Source organism: Devosia salina, from assembly GCF_019504385.1.
Lineage (GTDB): Bacteria > Pseudomonadota > Alphaproteobacteria > Rhizobiales > Devosiaceae > Devosia > Devosia salina.
Window position 1 is genome coordinate 3,255,346 of the sequence record NZ_CP080590.1, and the last position, 21,048, is coordinate 3,276,393.

The following is a 21,048-nucleotide window of genomic DNA, read 5'->3' on the forward strand; positions in this document are numbered from 1 at the left end:
CTGCGTCCCCGCGGGTTACTCCGGTTAATCCCGGAACGGTTGGGCGCTGGCGGGATTGGCCAAGGAGCCCGCAAGCCGGGCGTAATCCGAAATTGTCCAAGGAGGACCTGCCATGATCGCGAGAACGCTGATGGCCACCGTGGCCATATTGAGCCTGCCCGCCGCCGCGATGGCACAGACGCCATCACCCCAGAACCAGCAGACCGAGCAGGCAAGCGCGGCTGCGACCGATCCCTCAATGTTCACCGCGCTTGCGGCCAGCGGCAATCTCTTTGAGGTCGAGACCAGCCAGAATGCGCTCGACCGCGTGCAATCGGCGGATGTCCGCGATTTCGCCCAGATGATGATCGAGGACCACCAGAAGGCGCTCGACCAGCTTCAGCAGGCAGCGGCCGAGGATGGCTGGGACATGCCCACCGAAATGGGCAATGTACACCGCCAGAAGTTCGAAACGCTCAGCGGCCAGAACGCCGACACTTTCGAGACCGACTATGTGCGTGCCCAGGTGCAGGCCCATAATGAAGCCGTGTCTCTTTACCAGGACTATCTGGCAAGCGGGCCGGCCGGGGCGCTTCACACCTATGCACAAAAGACCCTGCCCGTGCTGCAGCAGCACCAGCAGCGCATCATGGAGATTGCCCAGGCCATGGGCGTTGCCGGCGACAGCGAAGATCGCCAGGCCGCAACCATCCGGCCGGCAGACAGCCAGCAGGCCCAGGCCACGGCCGGCGATGGTCGGGACGCGCAGCAGGACCCGGTCGCCCTGGATGGCACCTGCCAGACATCGCTCACCAATTTCGCCAATGAACTTGGCCGCAACCAGTACTGGCTGAACGGCTGGGGCAATCGCTGGGGCCACGGCCAGGAGACCGCAACCACGAGCAATACCACGGTCATGCCCTGGACCGGCGTCGCGGCCGGCGTCCGATCTCCGCGCACCCAGATTCGCGAGCTTTATGGAGCTGCGCAGGTGCTGGCCTATCAGGGCAATAGCGAGGGTTGCCAATATCTGTTGCAGGTCCTGGAGAACACCTATGGCACCTATACGGCGCGGCTCGAGGATGCCGGGGTGGAACCGGGCAGCGTTTCCGACTGGCGGCGCGAGCAGCTGGCCTATGCAAGGCCGGTGACCGAGCTCACGGAGATGGGACGGCTGAATGTCGATGACATCACCGGCACCGATGTGCGCAATCTCCAGGACGAGAATCTGGGCAGCGTCAGCGACCTGGTCATCGACCCGGACAGCGGGCAGCTGACCTATGTCGTGGTGGCGCGCGGCGGTTTCCTGGGCTTTGGCGAGGATTATGTCGCGGTGCCGTGGGAGCGTTTCAGCGCCACACCAGGCGTGAACACGCTGGTGCTCGACCTGGACCCGCAAAGGCTCGAACAAGCCCCTTCCATCGACCCGGACAGCTTCGGCGATCCCTCGACATATGCGGCGCAGGATCAGCAGATCGAGGCGTTCTGGAACTCCTGACCCTTAAGCGCCGGGCTTCTGCCCGGCGCCTTGCCAAAAGATGTCGCGTCAGATGCTGAGAGAAGGGCTCGCATGACCTCGAAGGCTGCTTTTTCTAGTTTGCTGCCAATCAAAATCTTCGGAGATCAGCGGGAGTAAGCGGGCATTATCAATTATTTGGGCCGTGCTCGCATGACGTAAGCTGCACAGCCGGGCGCCAAGTCCGCATGGCGTTTCGAATAGTCCCGAAAGCTGCCAGTGCATCGAGCGTTCCGCACCACGTCGGCGTTGTGCTGACCTCCTTGAGCATACACCCGGCCCTACCACTCAAACAAATGACCAAAATGAGCGGTAAGGAGTCTTCGCCTTGACGCTCTCGGACATGTTCACGCTCTTTCATCTGCTAGCATTTCTGGTGATCTTCGGTCCGCTTGTCCCCATCATCTTGTTGATCGCAAAGGCTCGCACCATGGCGGACGCTCCAGATGGCGAGAAAAATCCAATCAAGTCTGAATGATCTGCCCCATCTAGGGGGCGTGGCCTCAACCACTCCATGGCGGTCAAATCGGGATTCCAGGATTGTGTACAGAACCGGCGGGTAAGATGGCTCCGCCATGTAGAGTACCGTCTTCGGCCTGATCGCCCCATCGCAACTTTCCGAACCCGCGAAGTACCTGCTCACCTCTCTATGTGGAATCTATCCCGCAGATAGTATCGCAGTCCCCTTGCTATGTGTCAGCATCCCCATACGTCGTCTCGCTACAAATATAGCATCTTCAATTAATCAAAAGACGATCTCATGCCTCTCACGAAACCTTATGCCGACACCCGCCTTCCTGCCTTTGTCGCAAAGCGCATTCTCGAGCTGCGCCCAATAAAGAGCCAGGCCGAAATCGCCAGTGAGACCGGCTTTCCCAACCCAAACATGATCAGCATGGTGAAATCCGGCGCCATCCGAGTTCCGTTGGACCGAGTCCCTGCCCTCGCGGAAGCGCTTCAGGTGGATCCTGCTCGGCTTCTCCAGCTAGCCCTTGAACAGTGGGCCGGGTCAGCCGCGGCGCGCGCCTTCGATCGTATCTTCGATACTGTTGTGAGCAAAAACGAAATTGGCTGGCTGACTGAAATTCGTGACGCCTCTGATCACACCGATCCAGTCATGACAACCAGGACACGTTCTGCGATACGCGCCATCTTCGGTAAGTGAACAAAACGTCGCGTGAGGCGAGAACGCACAGCCGGTGCAGCTGTTCTCTGGAGAACACGCCGCACCGGTCGTGCAGCTTGTCCAAAGGACAGATCAACGTGAGGCCAGACGCCCGGATCGGGCATCACAGGGGGCAAACGCGCCGACATATCCGCCGGAACCCGCCTTCGTCCTACCGTCACGAGCATACTGCGTCCCTGAGCACAGTTTGCGAGTTTCCACTCAGGCCCTAATCTTGAGGCATATGCAAGCCGTGGGTATGGCCAGAAAGCGGGGCTGGGCTTAGTCGCTCATACTGCCCATTGAACGCCCAACACAGAGTGCTATCGTGCAGGCATGACCAGAAGAGAAATTTGGGCCGTCCGCGCGGAAGTTCGTAGGATCATTCGCAAGGCGATGCGGCGAGGATACTACCGCGACGTGGCATTGATAAGGGCGGTTGGTTTCGCCGAACGTGGTCGCATGGACAAAAGTAGGTTTCTTGCTGCCGAAAGGTCACTTTCTGCGGCAGCCAAAAAACAGATTGAACTCTATAAGCCGATAGTGCTCGAGCGCGTAGCGAACCGCTTCAGAGACCTCGGAGAAGCTGAGGGTTGGTTCGATAGCGGTCGAATCTCTGGATATGGGGACCTATCGCCCGCTGACTTGGTCAGACAAGGCCACGCGGATTGGGTCGTAGAGGCGATCGACGCGATCAACGCTGGTGTCTTCGCCTAGCTGAACGCGCCTACTGGCGGTCATTGAACGCGACAGACATTTTTTTGCCCCAGCCGTACCACGATCGAAAAAACTGCGACATCCCCACTCAGCGATCGCTATAGCGCGAACTGATCGATGGAGTGTCGTTATGAATCTTGCAGCTTACCTTGTACATGCCCTGCCGCTTGATCAACGTCGTGTGTTCAATAGAAGCGAAGCAGCTAGCTATGTTGGCGTGAGTCCGGGCCACTTCAGCAAACTACTGAGACTAGGCGTCATGCCTGATCCCCTTCCATGCTTTGGTCGCGTCCGCCGCTGGGACAAGGCCTCCCTTGATCGAGCGCTAGACGCTTCCGTCCGCACCACAAGCTCGAGTGCACCTCTGGCCTGTGCCTACGACCTATGGAAGGCCACGAATGGTTAGGGCCAATCTTAAGGGCATCAACACGGTCAAGAAGCGGCAGAAAGACGGCTCGGTCAAGATCCACTATTACCATCGTGCGACCAAGCGTCCGCTAAGAGGCTCACCTGGCTCGCCGGAATTCCTTCACGACTATGCTCTCGCTGAGCAAAGCCAAGTCGCGCAACGAATGGGGACCCTCGGCGGACTGATCCGCGACTTCACCTTGTCGCCGGAGTTCGGCAAGCGCGCCGAGAGCACACAGAAGGAATACCGGCGTATGCTGAGCAAGGTCGAGACCAAGTTTGGCGCCATGCCGCTAGCGGTGCTTGAGGATCCACGCGTCCGTGGCGACTTCCTCGACTGGCAGGAAGAGGTCGCCAAGGAGTCGGGTGCACGAGAGGCCGACAACCGCCTCACCGTGCTGTCGGCGATGCTGACCTGGGCGGTCCGCCGCGTGCGCATCTTCCACAACCACGTGAAGGGTTTCGAACGCCTACACGAAGTGGATCGTTCAGATAAGGTCTGGCTGCCCGAGCACATCGACGCCTTCATGAAAGTTGCACCGATCGAAATGCAGCGGGCGCTCATCCTCGCGTTGCATACCGGGCAGCGTCAGGGTGACCTGCGCAAGCTCGCCTGGACCAACTATGATGGGGAGGGTATCAGCCTGCGCCAGAGCAAGGGCAGCCGGCGTGTCTATGTCGCCTGCACTCAAGCTCTCAAGACCATGCTCGATGACATGGATCGAGAGGCGGCGGTCATTCTCACGACGAAGACCGGCCGGGCATGGCAAAAGCGCTACTTCGCCGAGCAGTGGGATGAGGCCAGTAAGGCCGCTGGCATTATCGATCTGCATTTTCACGACCTCCGTGGCACTGCGGTAACCATGCTTGCTGAGGCTGGTTGCAGCGTGCCAGAGATTGCGTCCATCACCGGTCACTCCCTTAAGTCTGTGCACACGATCCTGGAGAAATACATGTCGCGGACCAAGGCCCTGGCCAAGTCAGCGATGGCCAAGTTCGAGAACGCAAGCAGCACAGAATTTGCAAACCGGCTGCAAACCAAGGACCGGCGTAAGGCCTCGAACCACAGCTAAGTGCTTGGAAAATATGGCGCGCCCGAAGAGATTCGAACTCCTGACCCCCAGATTCGTAGTCTGGTGCTCTATCCAGCTGAGCTACGGGCGCGCAGGCCGACATGTGCGGCAAGCTTTTTGACCGGCGCGCTGGGCGCTTCCGATCGAAGCGGGGCAACCCATACATGGGCGCCCCAGCCATTGCAAGCGGCTCGTCACGATTTTTGTGGGAAGCAGTCACCCGTCCTGGCGGCGGGCCGGCAGCGTGATGTCGAAACGCGTCCCCTGCCCCGTTTCCACCAGCGCCAGAACACCGCCATGCGCCTCGACGATTTCCCGCGCAATGGCAAGGCCCAGACCGGTGCCGCCCGAGCGCGCCGAGCCCTCGAAGGCAACAAAGAGGTTCTCCCTTGCACGCGGCGGCAGCCCCGGACCATTGTCGACTACGGAGATCACGGTCCGCTCCGCATCGCTCCTGGCGGAAACCGCGATGTAGAAATCTCGGCGCTCGGACGCGGCGGTTTCCAGCGCCTCACGCGCATTCTTGATCAGGTTGACCAGCACTCGATTCATCTGCGAACCATCCACATCGACCACCAGCGCATCGTCGACCTCGTTGCGGAACAAGATCACCGGATGGCCGACTACGCGGGCCTCGAAGCCGGCATCGTCCACCAATGCCCGCAGGCCGACCGGTGCGAATTGCGGCACCGCCGAAGTCTCCCGCCCGTAATCGAGGACCGACTGGGCAAAGCCGATCGCCTTGTCGAGCGTGGTCACCAGGCGCGGCGCCAGCCGCTGGACCTTGGGGTCGTCCAGCGTTGCCACCTGGTCGGACAGCAATTGTGCCGCCGTCAGGGTATTGCGCAGATCGTGGTTGATCTTGGCCACGGCCAGTCCGAGATCGGCCAGGTGCCGGCGCTGGCGCAGCATGGAAAACAACTCGCTCTCCATATCCGCCAGTTCACGCTCGAGAATGCCGATCTCGTCGCGTCGTGCCGATGGCGTCAGCACCAATGCGGCGTTTTCGGGCGCCTTGCGGAAAGCCAGCATATTGGCCGTTGCGCGCAGCACCGGATCGATGAAAAGACGGCTGACCAGCACGTAAAGAACAAAGGCGGTGACCGCTGCAATGCCCAGCGACACCAGGGCGATGGAGCGTGAATAATCGATCATGTCGCGCCGCAGTGGCGCCTCGGGCATCAGCAGTTCGACCAGGCTCTCGTTCATGTCACCGGCCCCCACCACGCGAAGCGTACGGCCCGGCCCGGCAAACAGGGTATCGAGCGCCCCCCATACCCGACTTGGCAGGTCCCCCTGCCGCAGATCGGCCGTGACCACGCTGTCCGGCATCACCGGATTGGTCAGCTCGATCATCTGGCTCTGGCCTTCCCGACGATAGACGATGGCATTGGCCCCGGCCGAATTGAGCAGCCGGTCGGTCAGGTCGCGCGGCAGGGCCATGACATCGGGGACTGCATCCAGCACGCGGGCGGCCACCACGCCGACGCGCAGCCGGTCCTCGAGCCAGGTCGAGCGGAAACTGGCCAGCGAGGGCAGGTAGACGACGATCTCGACGAGCAGGATGACCCCGATGATCGTGGCGATCAGCTTGCTCGAAAGGCCTGAGAACCGGCCGGTCATGACGCTGGGCTGGTCTTTCATCGCCCCGATCCTATGCCAGTCGCCCGGCGGCGTCAGGCCCATTTTGCCGCTTCGGCTGCCGCTATCGCCGCAGCATTCTCAGAAGCGCACCGCGCCGCCTCACCCATGAAGATACGGTGCGCCCGGCCATTCGGTTTTCGCCAAGTGCAACCAGGCTGCTCATCAGGCTCGGCCGAGGCAGCGGCAGACCGGCCAATGCGTCGATCGTCACGCCCTGCTCCATCGCCAGGGCCAGGACCCCGGCCAGCTCTGCTGCACCTGTCCCCACTGCGCTCGCCGCCACGGGGCGGCCCTTTGCATCGGTGAGAACCTTGACCAGCCCCTGGGCCTGGCCGAGCGCCCTTGCCATGTCGTTCTCGAACAGATTGGCGCGATGAAGGCCAAACCCGGGTGCAATTTTGCGTGGATCCGCCGGAAACCGGCCGATCTGCGCCAGGGCCGGCTCGGTCATAACCAGTTGCGGCAGCGCCCGGGGCCTTTGCCCCGCCGCGCCAAGCACCAGCGCCCCGACCACAGCGCGGCCATGCGCCATGGCCTGGGGCCAATCCGCGATTCCCGCGGCCACCCCGGTCACGCGGACCCGCCGATTGCTGGTCTGGCCCAGGGGGCCGATGGCGAAGCGCCCGGCCTGCCCGCGTACGGGGCGCAACCGCGCCGCGTCCAATCCCAGCCCCTCCAGTCGCGCCAGATGTCCACCGCAGATCAGGATATGCGACAGATCGAGCGCGGCCGTCCCGCCATCGGCGAGGTCGACAACCGCGCCAATCCCCTGCGAGCGCGGCTGGATCGTGCGCACCGTGGCACCATCGAGCACAGTGACACCCTCCTGTGTCAGCGCCTGGATCAGCAGGCTGGCCGTTTCGAGGTCGAAACCGGCCAGCGCCTCGCCCTGCGGCACCAGCGTGACGGCCGAACCCAGCCGCGAGAAGGCCTGGGCGAGGACCAGGCCTTCCGGATCCGCGCCAATCACAAGGAGATGCGTCAGCTTGCGCGCATTGTCCAGGATGCTGTCCGGCGTGAAATAGCCCGCCTCCTCGAGCCCGGGTATGGCCGGCACGGCGGCATCGCCCCCCGGGGCCAGCAGAAAAGCCTGCGACCGGATCTGGGTGTCGCCCACCATGAGGGTGCCCGCATCGACAAATCGCGTCGGACCGGCAATCACCTCAATGCCAAGAGCTTGCAGCCGCTCGGGGCTGTCGAGCGCAGCGCTGTCCGCGGCGACCTGCCGCGCCCGCTCCTGCACCGCCTTCATGCTGATGCGCGGCTCGCTCGAAGTCAGCCCCAGCGCCGCCGCATTGCTCATGGCTGTCGCGGCCGACGCGGACGCCTTGAGCGCCGCCACGCGCAGTGCCCGTTGCGGGCCATCGCCGGGTTCGGCAAAGCCGCGATCGGCCAATACGACGCGCGCTCCCAGTGCCCGTGCATGCTGCGCCAGTGCTATTCCCAGCGCCCCCGCACCCACGATGCAGAGCTCGGGTCGTGATATCTCAGCCATAACTGCCATGGGGCCAGAACCAATGCTGCACTTATGCTGGGGAAAGCCATGCTTGACAACAGGGCCCGCAGCCGTGTTCCAGGTGTTGAGGCGCGTTGACTTGGGGGAGTCTTTTCCCTATAGACGCCACCAACCGGAAGGCGGCGCGTCTGCCCGCCATCGCCAATCTGCTTTCTAGCAGCACCAAACAAGAGGAACCGTGCAGCAGCGCGGTCTGATGTCATGAAGCGTACATACCAGCCCTCCAAGCTCGTGCGTGCCCGTCGTCACGGTTTCCGTGCCCGTATGGCGACCAAGGACGGCCGCGCGATTCTCAATCGCCGCCGCCGGGATGGCCGCAAGAAGCTGTCGGCCTAAGGATTGCTGGCCGGATGACGGCCGAACAGTCTTTGCCGAAAGCGACATTGCGCCGCCTCAAGCGGCGCTCGCAGTTTTTGAGAGCCGCCCGGGGCAGTCGCGCCGGGCGCTCTGCGTTTGGGCTGCAGGCCGCCCCCAGCGCCGAGGTCGAGCCGGGTGTCGGGTTTACCGTCACCAAAAAGGTCGGCAATTCCCCCGAGCGAAACCGCATGAAGCGCCGCCTGCGTGCCGCTGCGGCAGCTTGCGCGCGTGACTTTCTGCCCGGACATGACTATGTCCTGCTCGCACGGCGCGAGGCCCTCAGCCAGCCCTTTGCCAAAATGGTCGCCGATCTGGGCGGCCTGATCGCACGTGTGCATGACACCAAGTCAGGCGACAATCGAAATACCCCCGGCCGCGGCCAACGGAAACCGAGACCATGAATTCTGACAATCGCAATGTGATCCTCGCCGTCGTGCTCAGCATGATTGTGCTGTTCGGCTGGCAGTTCTTCATTGCCGGCCCGCAACTCGAGCGGGCTCAGCGCCAGGCCGAGATCACCGCCAGCCAGCAGGCCGAGACCGAGCAGCTCGCCGTCCCGCAGACCAATGCCGACGGCTCCACGGCCACACCGGCTGCCGCAGCCACTGGCGACGCGCCGCAGGTCTTTGCCGACCGCGACAGTGCCCTGGCGGCCAGCGACCGGGTGGCCATTTCCACAGCCGACCTCGATGGCTCGATCAACCTGACCGGCGCCCGTATCGACGACCTGCAGCTCAAGCAGTACCGCGAGACGGCAGACCCTGATTCGCCGATCATCGCGCTGCTCAAGCCCGCAGGCCTCGTCGACGCCTACTTTGTCGAGCAGGGCTGGGCTGCCGCAGCCGGCTCGGATATCACCCTGCCGGGCAGCCAGACCGTCTGGACCGTGGAAGGTGACAACACCACGCTCACTCCCGAGACGCCGGTCACACTGCGCTATGACAATGGCGAGGGCCTGGTGTTCCATCGCACATTCGCCGTCGATGATTTCTACCTGTTCACCGTCACCCAGACGGTCGAGAACACCGGCACGGGCGACGTTGCGCTCTTCCCCTATTCGCGCGTCGTCCGCCATGGCACGCCCAAGGTGCAGAACTTCTTCATCCAGCATGAAGGCCCGATTGGCGTCCTGGGCTCGAACAATTATGTTGCCCGCAAATATGCCGACTTGCAGAACGAGAAGCAGGTCGATTTCTCCTCGACCACCGGCTGGCTCGGCATTGCCGACAAATACTGGGCGACCGCCGTTCTGCCCAAGCCCAACACCGACATCAATGCCCGTTTCGCCTATTCGGCGCCCACCGGCACCAATGTCTTTCAGACCAGCTATGTCGAGACTCAGCCGGTCATGGTGCCGGCCGGTGCCTCGGTCAGCCACGAAGCCTATGTTTTCGCAGGCGCCAAGGAAGACAAGGTCATCGCCCGCTACCAGGAGACCTATGGTTTCGATCGTATCGAACTGCTGATCGACTGGGGCTGGTTCCACTTCCTGACCAAGCCCATGCATTGGCTGCTGGTGACCCTCTATGGCATCCTGGGCAATTTCGGCCTGGCCGTGCTTGGCGTGACCGTCATCGTCAAGGCCCTGTTCTTCCCGCTTGCCAACCGCTCCTACGCCTCCATGGCCGCGATGCGCCGCGTGCAGCCGGAAATGAAGGCCATTCAGGAACGCCTCAAGGATGATCGCGCTGCCCAGCAGCAGGCGATGATGGAGCTCTACAAGAAAGAGAAGATCAACCCGCTCTCCGGTTGCTGGCCCATCCTGGTCCAGATTCCGGTGTTCTTCTCGCTCTACACCGTTATCTTCATCAGCCTGGAAATGCGCCACGCCCCCTTCTTCGGCTGGATCCAGGACCTGGCGGCGCCCGATCCGACCAATATCTTCACCCTGTTCGGCCTGATCCCCTGGGATCCGACCGTACTGCCGGTCGTGGGCAGCTTCCTGCACCTGGGCGTCTGGCCCGTGGTCATGGGCATCACCATGTGGGTGCAGATGCGCCTCAACCCGCCGCCGCCCGATCCCACCCAGGCCGCCATCTTCAACTGGATGCCGGTGATCTTCACATTCATGCTGGGCACCTTCCCGGCGGGCCTTGTCATCTACTGGGCCTGGAACAACACCCTGTCGGTCGCCCAGCAATGGTTCATCATGAAGCGCCACGGCGCCGAGGTGAATCTGTTCGGCAACATCATGGACACCTTCCGCCGCAAGCCCAAATCGGCGGAACAGGGCAAGAGCTGAACCGCCTGAATCGTCTTCATGGGGCCCGCCGCTCACCCGGCGGGCTTCTCCTTTGTGGAACCACCGAGCATGAGCCAGCCCGACTATTCCCCCCATGTCATTGAACGCGGGCGCCTGCTGTTCGCCCGTCCCTTTGCCTTCGTGAAGGGCTGCGTGCGCCTGGCAGACCTGCCGCCCATGGATCGGGTGGAAATCGCCTTTGCCGGCCGCTCCAATGTGGGCAAATCCAGCCTCATCAATGCCCTGTGCGGCACCTCGGGACTGGCGCGCACCTCCAATACGCCGGGCCGCACCCAGGAGCTCAACATCTTCGAGAGCCAGAGCGAAAACCTGCGCATCGTGGACATGCCCGGCTATGGCTATGCCAAGGCGCCCGAACCCAAGGTGAAGGCCTGGACCCAGCTGATCCACCAATACCTCACCGGCCGCGCCACGCTGCGGCGCGTCTATGTGCTGGTCGATAGCCGCCATGGCCCCAAGGACAATGACCTCAGCGTGATGAACGAGCTCGACCGCGCCGCCGTCAGCTACCAGGTGGTGATGACCAAGATCGACAAGCCTTCCGCCAAGGAGCTGGAGGCCAATATCGCCAGCACCTATGCCACGATCGCCAAGCGCCCTGCCGCCCATCCCGATGTCATCCTGACCTCGAGCGAAAAGGGCGATGGCCTGGGCCATCTGCGCAGCGAGATAGCACTGCTGCTCGAGGGCTGAAGGCCCGGCCACTTGTCCGATCAGACAAAAAGGGCGCCTCGAAAGGCGCCCTTCGTGCATTCAGGCCTGGCGCCCCTACGCTGCCTGGCGCCGCGTGCGGCCCTGCTCGCTCTTTTCGGTGGTGAACACGGCAACGATCCGGTCGAGTTCGCTGGCCTGCGCCTCGGTCTGCTCGATGGCCGCATTGGTCTGTTCCACCAGCGCCGCATTGTGCTGGGTGATTTCGTCCATCTGCCGCACCGCGACGCTGACCTCGTCGATGGACACAGCCTGCTCGCGACTGGCTGCGGTGATCTCGCCGATCAGCGACGCGCTGGCGGTCACCGAGCTGTTGAGGGCGCTGATCCGCTCTCCGATCCGCAGCACCACCTGCGTGCCGGCATGCACCTCGCCCACCGAGATGTCGATCAACTGCTTGATGTCCGAGGACGCTTCTGCGGCGCTCTGCGCCAGCCGGCGGACTTCCACGGCGACCACGGCAAAGCCCTTGCCCGCCTCCCCGGCACGCGCCGCCTCCACCGAGGCATTCAAGGCCAGGAGATTGGTCTGGAAGGCGATGTCGTCGATCAGCCCGATGATGTTGGAAATCTTGGCCGAGGAGGCAGAAATCTTTTCCATGGCCGCGCTGGCCGCCTCCATGGCCGCACCGCTTTCCACGGCGATGCGCGAGGCCGAGCCCACGGCCTTGTTGGCCTCTTCGGCGCGCCGCGCATTGGCACCGACCGTGCTCGACAGCTGCTCAACCGTGGCCGATGTCTGTTCCACCATCGCGGCCTGCCGGCTGGTCCGTTCCGAAAGATCGTTCGAGCCAGCCAGGATTTCTCCCGTGGCGGTCTTGAGCCGGCGGGAGGTTTCCTGCAGCTCACCCATGACGCGCGCCATGCGATCGGCAACCGCATTGGTATTGTCGCGCAATTCCGCAAAGGCGCCGGTAAAGCTCCCCGTGACCCGTTGGGTCAGGTCGGCGCGGGCGAGCCCGGAAAGCACGTGTCCCGTCGCCGTCAGCCCGCTATCAAGCGCCGCGAGCAGCGCATTGACCTCATCGGCCAGCTGGCGCAGTTCGCCCTGCTCGTAATCGGAATCGACCCGCTCGCTCAGCCTGCCCTGCATCACGGCCTGCAGCGTGGCCCGCAGATCGTCGGTCAACCGGTCCGAGGCGCGGCGGCGCTGGCCATCCTCGACGCCGCGCTGGCGCTCGCTTTCCTCCAGCGCTGTCTGTTGAATCAGAGCATCGCGGAACCGTCCGAAGGCATCGAACATCACCGTCAGCTCGTCCTGCGATCGCTGCGCGGGAATGACCACGTCGGTGCGGCCAGACGTCAGGGCGCCGGTGATCTCCACCAGCCGCGCCAGCCGCTTGGACACAACGGTGCGGAACAGCAGGAACACCGAAAGGCAGCCAGCGGCCGCGGCAGCGCCCGCTGCCACCAGCAGCGCGACGATGCTGGTGTTGCCCAGCGCCAGCAATTGCGCCAGGGCAATGCCGCCGAAGCCGACGACCAATGCCCCGAAGCCGACAAAAGCGGAGACAAGTTTCTGAGTGATGGAGAGACTGCTGAAGCGGCCCATGGCATGCCTGACGCAAAGTGTTGATTGCGCCAAACCTCCATCATTCATGGTTAATTCCGCCTTAGCGCCGCGCGCTCCAGGCACGCAAAAACCGCGCGATTTCGTCGCGCCTGGCGTGATCTCTCAACGCTTCCGTCGCGGCCGGAGCCCTGCCACCATTCGCTTGCCAAATTCCGCTAGCGCGCACCTTCGAAGAACCGGGTGATATAGCCACGGACCAGGGCACTATCGGAGGGCGTGGCGAACGAGGCCAGCGCCCGCTCGATCACGTCGTCTGGCGCCCGCCCTCGCCGCAGTTCCACCAGCGCGCGCGCGTAGTCGTCCTCGAACTCCGGATGCGGCTGGAAACTCAGAGCCCGCCCCGTACTGTAGAGCAACCCTGCATTGGGCGCGAACGGCGAGCCCAGGATCACCGCGGCCCCGGGAGGCGGCGTGATGACCTGGTCCTGGTGCGAACAGGCAACCATGAGTGTTTCGGGTGCGTCCGCCATGAAGGCGGGCCGCTGCTGCACAGCATATTGGTGGCGCCCCATGCCCCATCCACGCTCAGACTTGCGCACATCGCCGCCAAGCGCGTCAGCCATGATCTGGTGGCCGAAGCATATCCCCACCATGGGCGTTCCGGCGGCATAAGCGCCACGAATGAAGTCCCGCAGCGGTGGCAACCATGCATGGTCCTCATAGACCCCCGCCGGCGACCCGGTGAGCACGATGCCTTCAAGGCCGGCCGGATCAGGCAGGCTGTCCCCGGCCTCGACATTGATGTCCTGATAGTCAAAATCGGCCCCGGTGGAGGCGAACATTTCGCGGAACATCAACCGGTATTCGATGAAGTGCGGTTGCAGGGGCGCGGGAACGGCCCCGGTCTGGACGATGGTGAGTTTCATGGGAACAGAGTAATTATGCCTGTCCCTCAGATAGCTCCTCCGACCCGGTCCTGCAACTCGCGCGGTGGGTTAGTTGCGACCGTCATTGCGTCGGGTCTTGCCGCCGCCACTGCCCCGATACTTGGTCTTGGCGTCACCGCCGACCTGTCCGAAATGCGTACCGCCCAGATGGCCACCGGCACTGACCTTGCCGAGTTTGGCATTGGCCTTGTCGATGCGGGCCCTGATATTGCTGGCCTCGGTCTGGGATGCGTTGGAAGGGGTCATGGCTGTTCTCCTTTCAGAAAAGGCCAATGACCCAGCGCCCGGATCGTTCCCCGCGAACCGTCAAGCAGCCGGCTCGAACCGCAATGCCACCCCGTTGATGCAATAGCGCAATCCCGTCGGCGGCGGACCATCTTCGAAGACGTGGCCCTGGTGTCCTCCGCAATTGCTGCAATGGACTTCGACCCGGGTCATCCAGAGCGAATTGTCCTCGCTCGTGCCAATGGCGCCCGGGATGAAGTCCCAGAAGCTGGGCCAGCCGGTGCCGCTATCGAATTTCTTGTCGGAGGAGAACAAGGCCTGGTCGCAACCGGCGCAATGAAAGACGCCGGCATGCTTTTCGTCATTGAGTGGCGAGGTGAACGGGCGCTCGGTATCCTCGTGCCGCAGCACTTGATAGGCCGCCGGGGACAATCGCGCCTTCCACTCCTCATCGGTCAATTCGAACGGAAAGCTGCCCTCGGCGGCTGAAGATGCCCGACCGAAGCCGAGCGCGGCGCCAAGGCTCAAAAGCGAGCCGGAAATCAGGACCTTACGACGGGAAAAGCGCATCTTGCATCTCCTTGGATCGGCGCCGCCCGGCCGGAGGACGGGGACCGGGCAGCGCCAGACGATGGGCACGCCCGGGAATACTGGATTCCCGGAGGTGCGGCGGCGAAAAGACCAGGAACGCCCGGCGCTCCAGAAAAGCGCGGGGGGTTCCGGGACGTGACCATAACAGGCCGGGGAGCGTATCGCTGGTCACGTCGAGGTGAGGCTCCGCAAGAGGGACTGGGAACGTGCGAAGCCTCGTCACCTGCGCCATTCGCTGCGGCGCAGGCTTTGGTTACATCTTGGGGGTGAGGACCGCGTCGATGACGTGGATCACGCCATTGGACTGCATCACGTCCGCAATGGTGACATTGGCAACAGTGCCGTTTTCATCGGTCACGGTCACCATGCCGCCATCGGCCTTCAGCGTCAGCTCACAGCCGCCGACAGTCTGCACCTTGTGTTCGCCGCCATCCGCCTCGACCATCGAAACGATATCGGTCGACAGCGCCTTGGCCGGGATCACGTGACAGGTCAGCACCTTGGTCAGCATTTCCTTGTTTTCCGGCTTAAGTAGCGTTTCGACAGTGCCCTCGGGCAGGGCGTCGAACGCGGCATTGACCGGAGCCAGGACGGTGAACGGACCTTCGCCCGACAGCGTCTCGACCAGGCCGGCGGCCTGAACGGCAGCAACCAGCGTGGTATGGTCAGCCGAGTTCACGGCGTTCTCGACGATGTTCTTGTCGGCATACATGGCAGCGCCACCAACCATGGGATTGTCCTGCGCCATCACGGCAGCGCCGGAAACCGAACCAAGGGTGAGAATGGTGGCAACGGAGAGGGCACGAAGCGAGAGAGTCATCTGGGAGTTCCTTCCTGTGTGAATTCTGGCCCCATTCTTTCGAGGGGACGCAGGAAGATACGGGGGGCCTCCGATTTCAGTTTCGGGTGCGCGCCACGACGAGTTTCAATGCCTCGGGAAGTTTTTTAAACTAGCAAAATCAATATGTTAATGGATGATCGAGGTGTGCGCCGGGCAATTCTTCGAACCAAAAACTTCGGTGATCCAGTCCGGCCGTCCGCTCGTACCAAGCCCTTTCCCCCGCCGCGGTTCCCGAATGCCCCAACAAAAAGGGTCTCCGGATGGTCACCCGGAGACCCTCGTCATGCAATGGGCGGGGGAGCTATCCGCGCAGCCCCGACCAGGCCGGATCAGAGGCATAGGTCTCGGTCGGCACCGTCTGGGCCGCACGGCCCCATATGTCCACGCTCATCAGGCGCGGGCCGTCATTGCCGCCCGGATCCTGGAAGAACATGATGACGCGGCTATTGGGCGCCCAGGTCGGTCCCTCTGCGTGATAGCCGGAATAGAGCAGGCGTTCTCCCGAGCCGTCCGGGTTCATGATGCCGATATGGAACTGCCCCCCGGACTGGCGGGTAAACGCGATCAGGTCTCCCTTGGGCGACCAGACCGGTGTCGAGTAGCTGCCCTCGCCAAAGCTGATGCGCTGCGCATTCCCCCCACCGGCGCCCATCATGTAGATCTGCGGGGAGCCGCCGCGGTCACTTTCGAACACGATACGGCTGCCATCGGGCGAATAGGATGGCGACGTGTCGATCGCCGCACCTGAAGTCAGTTGCAGGGCCTGCCCGCCACCGGTGGAAATTGTGTAGATATTGGTGCTGCCCCCCTGCTCGACCGAGAAGGCCACAGTGCCGCCATCGGGCGAAAAGCGCGGCGCAAAGGTCATCGCCCCGACATTGGCCAGGCGCTGCTGGCGTCCGGTGGAGAGTTGCAGCAGGAAGACCTGCGGATTGCCCTCCGAGAAGTTCATATAGGTGACGAGGTCGCCATTGGGCGAGAAGCGCGGCGTCAGCGCCATGGTCTGCCCGTCGGTGAGATAGCTCACATTGGCGCCGTCCTGGTCCATGATGGCCAGCCGCCGCACGCGATTGGCCTTGGGGCCGCTCTCGGCCACATAGAGCACCCGCGTGTCGAAATAGCCTGAGCCGCCCGTAAGCTGGGAATAGATGGCGTCGGACACCAGGTGCCCGATGCGGCGCGCCGAATTGGGGTCGGTATTGTAGCTGTTGCCGACCACCTGGGCAGCCTGCTGCGTGTCCCACACGCGCACCGAAGCCGAAATCTGCCCGCCGCGCTCGACCGCCCCCATCACCACGCCGTCCACATTGGCGGTGCGCCACACATTGAAATCGGGCGTGGCGTTGACGTCGCCAACCTGAACCGGCAGCGAGGCCGGATCAAGCGGCAGGAACAGGCCGGAGCGCCGGAGATTGTTGCGCACGATATCGGCGATCTCGCGTCCGAAGGCCGGATCGGAGGAGGCAAAGTCGGGAATGGCGATCGGCAGCGGCTGGAAATTGGCGCCTTCCACCACGATGCGCAGCTGCGCGAAGGTCATGGGCGCGGTGGCCAGCAGGGCGCCGCCGGCCAGGCCAAGCTTGAGCGCTGTGCGTCGGTTGAAAACTGTCATCGGTCCTAAATCTCTCCGGTCTTGCCGTTTCGGCCGCAGTTTGGCCAGCACAAAGGCAAATTCAAGGTCAGGGTCTGAGTTCCACTTCGATCTGGCGCCATTCGTCATAGGCATCAGCCGAAAGCATCGTGTAGGGGCCGCACTGCATCACCGCCCGCTGCGCCGCCCGCGCAATCGCCTGCCCCGCGCTCGAGGCATCGGCGGCAACCACCTGCGGCGTACCATTGACGCTGCCATCCGGGCTCATGCTCACCGAAAGGGTGACGTTGAGGCCACTATTGTAGTCCGACGGCAGCAGGTTCCAGCAGGTCTTGATCTTGGCCACCAGACCATCGATTGCCGTCTGGCTCAACCGCGCCGAGGTGCCGCTGGTGTCGCCCAGCGTCGGCGACCCGCCCTGCCCGGTCGTTGCTCCGGTGGTCGGCGCGTTGTTGATGATCGACGAGATTTCGTCGGCGGTTTCCGAGCTGATCTGCGTCGGCGGCGCAGCCTGCTCCGCGGCGGCGGCCTGGCGCTGACGCTCCTCCTCTTCCTTGCGCTTGCGTTCGGCGGCCAGCGCTTGCTCGCGAATTTGCGCAAGATCGCTTGGCCGCGAGGTCGGCATCGCAACATTGACCGTCTGAGGCGTCGGCTCGGGTTCCCGCTCTGGCGTCGACTCGGGCGTGGGTGCGGGCTCGGGAGTCGGCTCTGGCTCCGGTGTCGGCTCGGGTTCAGGTTCCGGCGTCGGCTCCGGCTCGGGTGCCGGCTCCGGTTCCGGCGCTGGTGCCAGGTCCTGCGGCCGCTCCTGGGGCAGCACCACGGGCGCCGGCTCAGGTTCGGGGGCCGGTGCCGGTTCCGGCTCGGGGGTGGGTTCAGGCTCGGGCACAGGCTCCGGTTCCGGCGTGGGTTCAGCCTCGGGTGCCGGCGCCTGCTCGGTCACCGGCGCCGGCGTGGGCGTGTCTGCCGGCGAAGGCGTCACCTGGTCCTGTTCGGTATTGCCGGTCGGCTGGGCCAGTTCTGCGGGCTGGTCCGATTCCACGGCGGACGGAGTCTCGGTCTCAACGACCTCGCTGTCGAGTTGCCCGAGGCGGATATTGGAGAATTCCTCGATTGGCACCAGGTCGACCGCAATAGACTGCACGTTCGGCTGCAGGGGCTCGGTCAATCCTAGATTGATCAGGCCAAGCACCAGCAGCAGCACATGGGCAGATATCGATACGACGAGGCCGGTGCGCATGCCCTCGGCCTACCTCTCGCGCTCGGTGACGAGCCCGATCTTGGTATAGCCGGCCGCCGACAGCAGGCCCATGACCCGCATCACCGTGCCGTAATTGGCAGTCGTGTCGCCGCGCAGATAGATGCGGTCTTCGGTGCTGGCCAGCGTGCCCATCGTGGTCACCAGGTCCGTTTCGGTCACCGGAGCCTCATCGACGAAAATCGCGCCATCCGGCGACACTGACACCGTGATCGGCCGCGTCTGGCTGGGCAGCTGATTGGCGGCAGTGCGCGGCAGGTCCACCGGCACGCCCGAGGTCATCATCGGCGCAGCCACCATGAAGATGATGAGCAGCACCAGCATGACGTCGACCATTGGCGTCACGTTGATCTCGCTCATGATCGCCCGGCTCTTGCGGCGCCGGCGACGCCCGCCGCCTCCGCCGCCCTTTGCTGCGCCCATGCCCATGCTAGCGGCCCCGTGCTTCGAGCTGGCGGGACAGGATGGTCGAGAACTCGTCGGCAAAGCCCTCAAGACGACCGATCATCTTGCCGGCATCCGAGGAGAGCTTGTTATAGGCAATAACGGCAGGAATGGCCGCCACCAGGCCAATGGCGGTGGCAAACAACGCCTCGGCGATCGGGCCGGCCACTACCGCCAGATTGGTGTCGGACGAGGCGGCGATATTGGTGAAGGCGTTCATGATCCCCCACACGGTGCCGAACAGACCGATGAAGGGTCCCGCGGACCCGACCGTGGCGAGAAAGCTCAGGCGCTTTTCGAGATATTCGCTTTCCCGCGCAATCGCGACATCCAGCACCTTGTCGAGACGCTGCTGCATGCCCACAAAGCTGGCCGCGTTCTGCTCGTGGCTGCGTTTCCACTCTTTCATCGCCGCCACAAACACCGAGCCCAGCCCGCCCGAGGGCTTTTCCGCCTGCTGCTGGTAGAGTTCCTCTAGCGATTGTCCCGACCAGAAGGTGCGTTCGAACCGGTTCATCTCCGATTGGGTGCGGCGATAGGTGATGGTCTTGTCGATGATGATGGCCCAGCACCAGATGGAGGCGCCCAGCAGCCCCAGCATCACGGTTTTGACGACGAAGTCGGCGGCCCAGAACAGGCCCCAGATGGAGAGGTCCGCATGGGGAGCGACCGCTCCCACTGCATCCATGGCTTCCATGAAACGTTTCCTTTGGCCGGCCCGTGCTTGTGGCCCCATGGCTGCTGCGATGGGGACGAAATCTGTCAAAATTAAGAGAAATGCCCGCAATTCCGGGCGCTGGTCGGGTCCGGCGCGGCGCAAATCTGCCTATGTGTCCCTTATGGTCACCAAAGGGTTAACAAACCGACTCCGCCCCCCTCTTCCGCCCTTTGCGCCAGATCAAGAACCGCCTGCGCAAGCGGGGCGATACTGCCAGGGACAACGCAGAGAAGGCCGACGGTTCATGCGGCCTCGAGGAGACAGGTTCAGTGTCACATATAGTTGTTCTCGGCGCCGGCCTCGGCGGCACGATCATGGCCTACGAGTTGCGCGACCGGCTTGGTCCGGAACACCGGATCTCAGTGATCAACAAGGGCGCACGTTATTCCTTCGTCCCGTCCAACCCCTGGGTTGCCGTCGGCTGGCGCGACCGATCCGATGTCGAGATCGATCTCGGGCCGGTCCTCGCCCGCCGCCACATCGACTTCCATCCCCAGGGCGCCCAGCGTCTCGACCCGGCCGCGCGCAAGATCGACCTGCTCGACGGCAGCGTGGTGGAGTATGACTATCTGGTGATCGCCACCGGCCCCGAACTGGCCTTTGACGAAATCGAAGGCTTCGGACCTGAGCGGGAAACGCAGTCGGTCTGCTTCATCGACCATGCCGTGTCCGCCAAGGGGGCCTTCGAGCGCCTCGTCGCCAATCCCGGCCCCGTGGTCATTGGTGCCGTCCAGGGCGCCTCCTGCTTCGGCCCCGCCTACGAATTCGCCTTCATCCTCGACAAGGCGCTGCGCGACGCCAAGGTGCGCGACAAGGTCCCAATGACCTTCGTCACGTCCGAGCCCTATATTGGCCATTTGGGCCTCGATGGCGTCGGCGACACCAAGGGCTTGCTTGAAAGCGAAATGCGCCAGCGGCACATCAAGTGGATCTGCAACGCCAAGGTGGAGAAATTCGCCGAGGGCACACTTCACGCCGCCGAAATCGGCCAGGACGGCCAGGCTATCCAGCAGCACGCCCTGCCCTTCACTTATGCCATGATGCTACCGGCCTTCCGGGGCGTTGCCGCCGTGCGCGATCTTGAGGGCCTGACCAACCCCCGTGGCTTCATCCTCGTTGACAAATATCAGCGCAACCCGGCCTTCCCCGAAATCTTTGCCATCGGCGTCTGCGTCGCCATCCCGCCCACCGGCAAGACCCCGGTACCGGTTGGCGTGCCCAAAACGGGATTCATGATTGAATCCATGGTGACGGCCACTGCGCACAACATCGCCAATCTGGTGGCCGGCAAGCCGCCGCAGGCCGAAGCAACCTGGAATGCCATCTGCCTCGCCGATTTCGGCGATGGCGGCGTCGCCTTCGTCGCCCAGCCGCAGATCCCGCCCCGCAATGTCAACTGGGCGTCCTCGGGCAAATGGGTGCACGCCGCCAAGATCGGCTTCGAGAAATACTTCCTGCACAAGATGCGGTCCGGAACGTCCGAACCCTTCTACGAGAAGCTCGCCCTGCAGGTTCTCGGTATCGACAAGCTCAAGGCCATCAAGCTGGACGACACGACACCCCCGCAATAGCGGG

The 21,048-nt window shown here is 63.4% G+C and carries 20 protein-coding genes and 1 tRNA gene; 9 read left to right on the forward strand and 12 right to left on the reverse strand.

What is annotated here, in order from left to right:
• The first annotated feature begins 112 nt into the window (after positions 1-112).
• The 4 genes from K1X15_RS15935 (at position 113) to K1X15_RS15950 (ending at position 4,858) form a co-directional block, all read left to right on the forward strand.
• Entirely contained in the window at positions 113-1,477 is a 1,365-nt protein-coding gene (locus K1X15_RS15935; RefSeq protein ID WP_220304585.1) for a DUF4142 domain-containing protein, read from the forward strand.
• 346 nt (positions 1,478-1,823) lie between these two features.
• Complete coding sequence (locus tag K1X15_RS15940) at positions 1,824-1,973, forward strand: hypothetical protein (RefSeq protein ID WP_220304586.1); 150 nt, start codon at positions 1,824-1,826, stop codon at positions 1,971-1,973.
• 282 nt (positions 1,974-2,255) lie between these two features.
• Positions 2,256-2,660, forward strand: a complete 405-nt coding sequence (locus tag K1X15_RS15945) for a helix-turn-helix domain-containing protein (RefSeq protein WP_220304587.1) — start codon at positions 2,256-2,258, stop codon at positions 2,658-2,660.
• A gap of 1,115 nt (positions 2,661-3,775) precedes the next feature.
• Positions 3,776-4,858, forward strand: coding sequence for a tyrosine-type recombinase/integrase (locus tag K1X15_RS15950; RefSeq protein WP_220304588.1), 1,083 nt, complete (start codon positions 3,776-3,778; stop codon positions 4,856-4,858).
• Between the two features lie 14 nt (positions 4,859-4,872).
• Here K1X15_RS15950 and K1X15_RS15955 read toward each other — a convergent pair.
• The 3 genes from K1X15_RS15955 to K1X15_RS15965 form a co-directional block, all read right to left on the reverse strand.
• Positions 4,873-4,949, reverse strand: a tRNA-Arg gene (locus K1X15_RS15955).
• A gap of 125 nt (positions 4,950-5,074) precedes the next feature.
• Complete coding sequence (locus tag K1X15_RS15960; protein ID WP_220304589.1) at positions 5,075-6,502, reverse strand: sensor histidine kinase; 1,428 nt, start codon at positions 6,500-6,502, stop codon at positions 5,075-5,077.
• Positions 6,503-6,563: 61 nt separating this feature from the next.
• A complete protein-coding gene (locus tag K1X15_RS15965) occupies positions 6,564-8,006 on the reverse strand; it encodes an FAD-dependent oxidoreductase (protein ID WP_220304590.1) in 1,443 nt (480 codons plus the stop codon).
• Between the two features lie 213 nt (positions 8,007-8,219).
• Between K1X15_RS15965 and rpmH the strand changes: the two genes are divergently transcribed.
• The 4 genes from rpmH to yihA all read left to right on the forward strand — a co-directional run bounded on the left by rpmH (position 8,220) and on the right by yihA (position 11,331).
• The gene (rpmH, locus tag K1X15_RS15970) at positions 8,220-8,354 is read left to right on the forward strand and encodes a 50S ribosomal protein L34 (protein WP_035077916.1); all 135 of its coding nucleotides are present in this window, start codon (positions 8,220-8,222) and stop codon (positions 8,352-8,354) included.
• Positions 8,355-8,368: 14 nt separating this feature from the next.
• Positions 8,369-8,776, forward strand: coding sequence for a ribonuclease P protein component (gene rnpA / locus K1X15_RS15975; RefSeq protein WP_220304591.1), 408 nt, complete (start codon positions 8,369-8,371; stop codon positions 8,774-8,776).
• Complete coding sequence (yidC, locus tag K1X15_RS15980) at positions 8,773-10,617, forward strand: membrane protein insertase YidC (protein WP_220304592.1); 1,845 nt, start codon at positions 8,773-8,775, stop codon at positions 10,615-10,617. Before rnpA ends, yidC begins: the two co-directional genes overlap by 4 nt.
• Positions 10,618-10,686: 69 nt before the next feature.
• The gene (gene yihA, locus K1X15_RS15985; RefSeq protein ID WP_220304593.1) at positions 10,687-11,331 is read left to right on the forward strand and encodes a ribosome biogenesis GTP-binding protein YihA/YsxC; all 645 of its coding nucleotides are present in this window, start codon (positions 10,687-10,689) and stop codon (positions 11,329-11,331) included.
• 75 nt (positions 11,332-11,406) lie between these two features.
• Here the strand turns inward: yihA and K1X15_RS15990 are convergent, their stop codons facing one another.
• From K1X15_RS15990 to tolQ, 9 genes are all read right to left on the reverse strand, one after another.
• Positions 11,407-12,900 (reverse strand): methyl-accepting chemotaxis protein, encoded by a 1,494-nt coding sequence (locus K1X15_RS15990; protein ID WP_220304594.1) that lies wholly within the window; start codon positions 12,898-12,900, stop codon positions 11,407-11,409.
• Positions 12,901-13,076: 176 nt separating this feature from the next.
• The gene (locus K1X15_RS15995) at positions 13,077-13,787 is read right to left on the reverse strand and encodes a type 1 glutamine amidotransferase (RefSeq protein ID WP_220304595.1); all 711 of its coding nucleotides are present in this window, start codon (positions 13,785-13,787) and stop codon (positions 13,077-13,079) included.
• Between the two features lie 69 nt (positions 13,788-13,856).
• Complete coding sequence (locus K1X15_RS16000; protein WP_220307658.1) at positions 13,857-14,054, reverse strand: hypothetical protein; 198 nt, start codon at positions 14,052-14,054, stop codon at positions 13,857-13,859.
• A 60-nt stretch (positions 14,055-14,114) separates the two neighbouring features.
• The gene (msrB, locus tag K1X15_RS16005) at positions 14,115-14,603 is read right to left on the reverse strand and encodes a peptide-methionine (R)-S-oxide reductase MsrB (RefSeq protein WP_220304596.1); all 489 of its coding nucleotides are present in this window, start codon (positions 14,601-14,603) and stop codon (positions 14,115-14,117) included.
• Positions 14,604-14,877: 274 nt separating this feature from the next.
• A complete protein-coding gene (locus K1X15_RS16010; protein WP_220304597.1) occupies positions 14,878-15,444 on the reverse strand; it encodes a fasciclin domain-containing protein in 567 nt (188 codons plus the stop codon).
• A gap of 322 nt (positions 15,445-15,766) precedes the next feature.
• The gene (gene tolB, locus K1X15_RS16015; protein WP_220304598.1) at positions 15,767-17,077 is read right to left on the reverse strand and encodes a Tol-Pal system beta propeller repeat protein TolB; all 1,311 of its coding nucleotides are present in this window, start codon (positions 17,075-17,077) and stop codon (positions 15,767-15,769) included.
• Positions 17,078-17,144: 67 nt separating this feature from the next.
• Entirely contained in the window at positions 17,145-18,293 is a 1,149-nt protein-coding gene (locus K1X15_RS16020) for a hypothetical protein (protein ID WP_220304599.1), read from the reverse strand.
• Positions 18,294-18,302: 9 nt separating this feature from the next.
• Complete coding sequence (gene tolR / locus K1X15_RS16025) at positions 18,303-18,740, reverse strand: protein TolR (RefSeq protein ID WP_220304600.1); 438 nt, start codon at positions 18,738-18,740, stop codon at positions 18,303-18,305.
• A gap of 1 nt (position 18,741) precedes the next feature.
• Positions 18,742-19,452, reverse strand: a complete 711-nt coding sequence (gene tolQ / locus K1X15_RS16030; RefSeq protein ID WP_420828344.1) for a protein TolQ — start codon at positions 19,450-19,452, stop codon at positions 18,742-18,744.
• A gap of 290 nt (positions 19,453-19,742) precedes the next feature.
• Between tolQ and K1X15_RS16035 the strand changes: the two genes are divergently transcribed.
• Positions 19,743-21,044 carry an NAD(P)/FAD-dependent oxidoreductase gene (locus tag K1X15_RS16035; RefSeq protein ID WP_220304601.1) on the forward strand — a complete coding sequence of 434 codons (1,302 nt, stop codon included), beginning with the start codon at positions 19,743-19,745 and terminating at the stop codon, positions 21,042-21,044.
• Positions 21,045-21,048 lie beyond the last annotated feature (4 nt).

Coding starts and splice junctions, on each gene's coding strand:
- K1X15_RS15945 (WP_220304587.1), top strand. CDS start 2,256: ATGCCTCTCACGAAACCTTATGCCGACACCCGCCTTCCTGCCTTTGTC.
- yidC (WP_220304592.1), top strand. CDS start 8,773: ATGAATTCTGACAATCGCAATGTGATCCTCGCCGTCGTGCTCAGCATG.
- K1X15_RS15990 (WP_220304594.1), bottom strand. CDS start 12,900: ATGGGCCGCTTCAGCAGTCTCTCCATCACTCAGAAACTTGTCTCCGCT.
- K1X15_RS16020 (WP_220304599.1), bottom strand. CDS start 18,293: ATGCGCACCGGCCTCGTCGTATCGATATCTGCCCATGTGCTGCTGCTG.
- K1X15_RS16010 (WP_220304597.1), bottom strand. CDS start 15,444: ATGACTCTCTCGCTTCGTGCCCTCTCCGTTGCCACCATTCTCACCCTT.
- rpmH (WP_035077916.1), top strand. CDS start 8,220: ATGAAGCGTACATACCAGCCCTCCAAGCTCGTGCGTGCCCGTCGTCAC.
- K1X15_RS16000 (WP_220307658.1), bottom strand. CDS start 14,054: ATGACCCCTTCCAACGCATCCCAGACCGAGGCCAGCAATATCAGGGCC.
- K1X15_RS15965 (WP_220304590.1), bottom strand. CDS start 8,006: ATGGCAGTTATGGCTGAGATATCACGACCCGAGCTCTGCATCGTGGGT.
- msrB (WP_220304596.1), bottom strand. CDS start 14,603: ATGCGCTTTTCCCGTCGTAAGGTCCTGATTTCCGGCTCGCTTTTGAGC.
- tolB (WP_220304598.1), bottom strand. CDS start 17,077: ATGACAGTTTTCAACCGACGCACAGCGCTCAAGCTTGGCCTGGCCGGC.
- tolR (WP_220304600.1), bottom strand. CDS start 18,740: ATGGGCATGGGCGCAGCAAAGGGCGGCGGAGGCGGCGGGCGTCGCCGG.
- tolQ (WP_420828344.1), bottom strand. CDS start 19,452: ATGGAAGCCATGGATGCAGTGGGAGCGGTCGCTCCCCATGCGGACCTC.
- K1X15_RS15995 (WP_220304595.1), bottom strand. CDS start 13,787: ATGAAACTCACCATCGTCCAGACCGGGGCCGTTCCCGCGCCCCTGCAA.
- K1X15_RS15935 (WP_220304585.1), top strand. CDS start 113: ATGATCGCGAGAACGCTGATGGCCACCGTGGCCATATTGAGCCTGCCC.
- yihA (WP_220304593.1), top strand. CDS start 10,687: ATGAGCCAGCCCGACTATTCCCCCCATGTCATTGAACGCGGGCGCCTG.
- rnpA (WP_220304591.1), top strand. CDS start 8,369: ATGACGGCCGAACAGTCTTTGCCGAAAGCGACATTGCGCCGCCTCAAG.
- K1X15_RS15960 (WP_220304589.1), bottom strand. CDS start 6,502: ATGAAAGACCAGCCCAGCGTCATGACCGGCCGGTTCTCAGGCCTTTCG.
- K1X15_RS15950 (WP_220304588.1), top strand. CDS start 3,776: ATGGTTAGGGCCAATCTTAAGGGCATCAACACGGTCAAGAAGCGGCAG.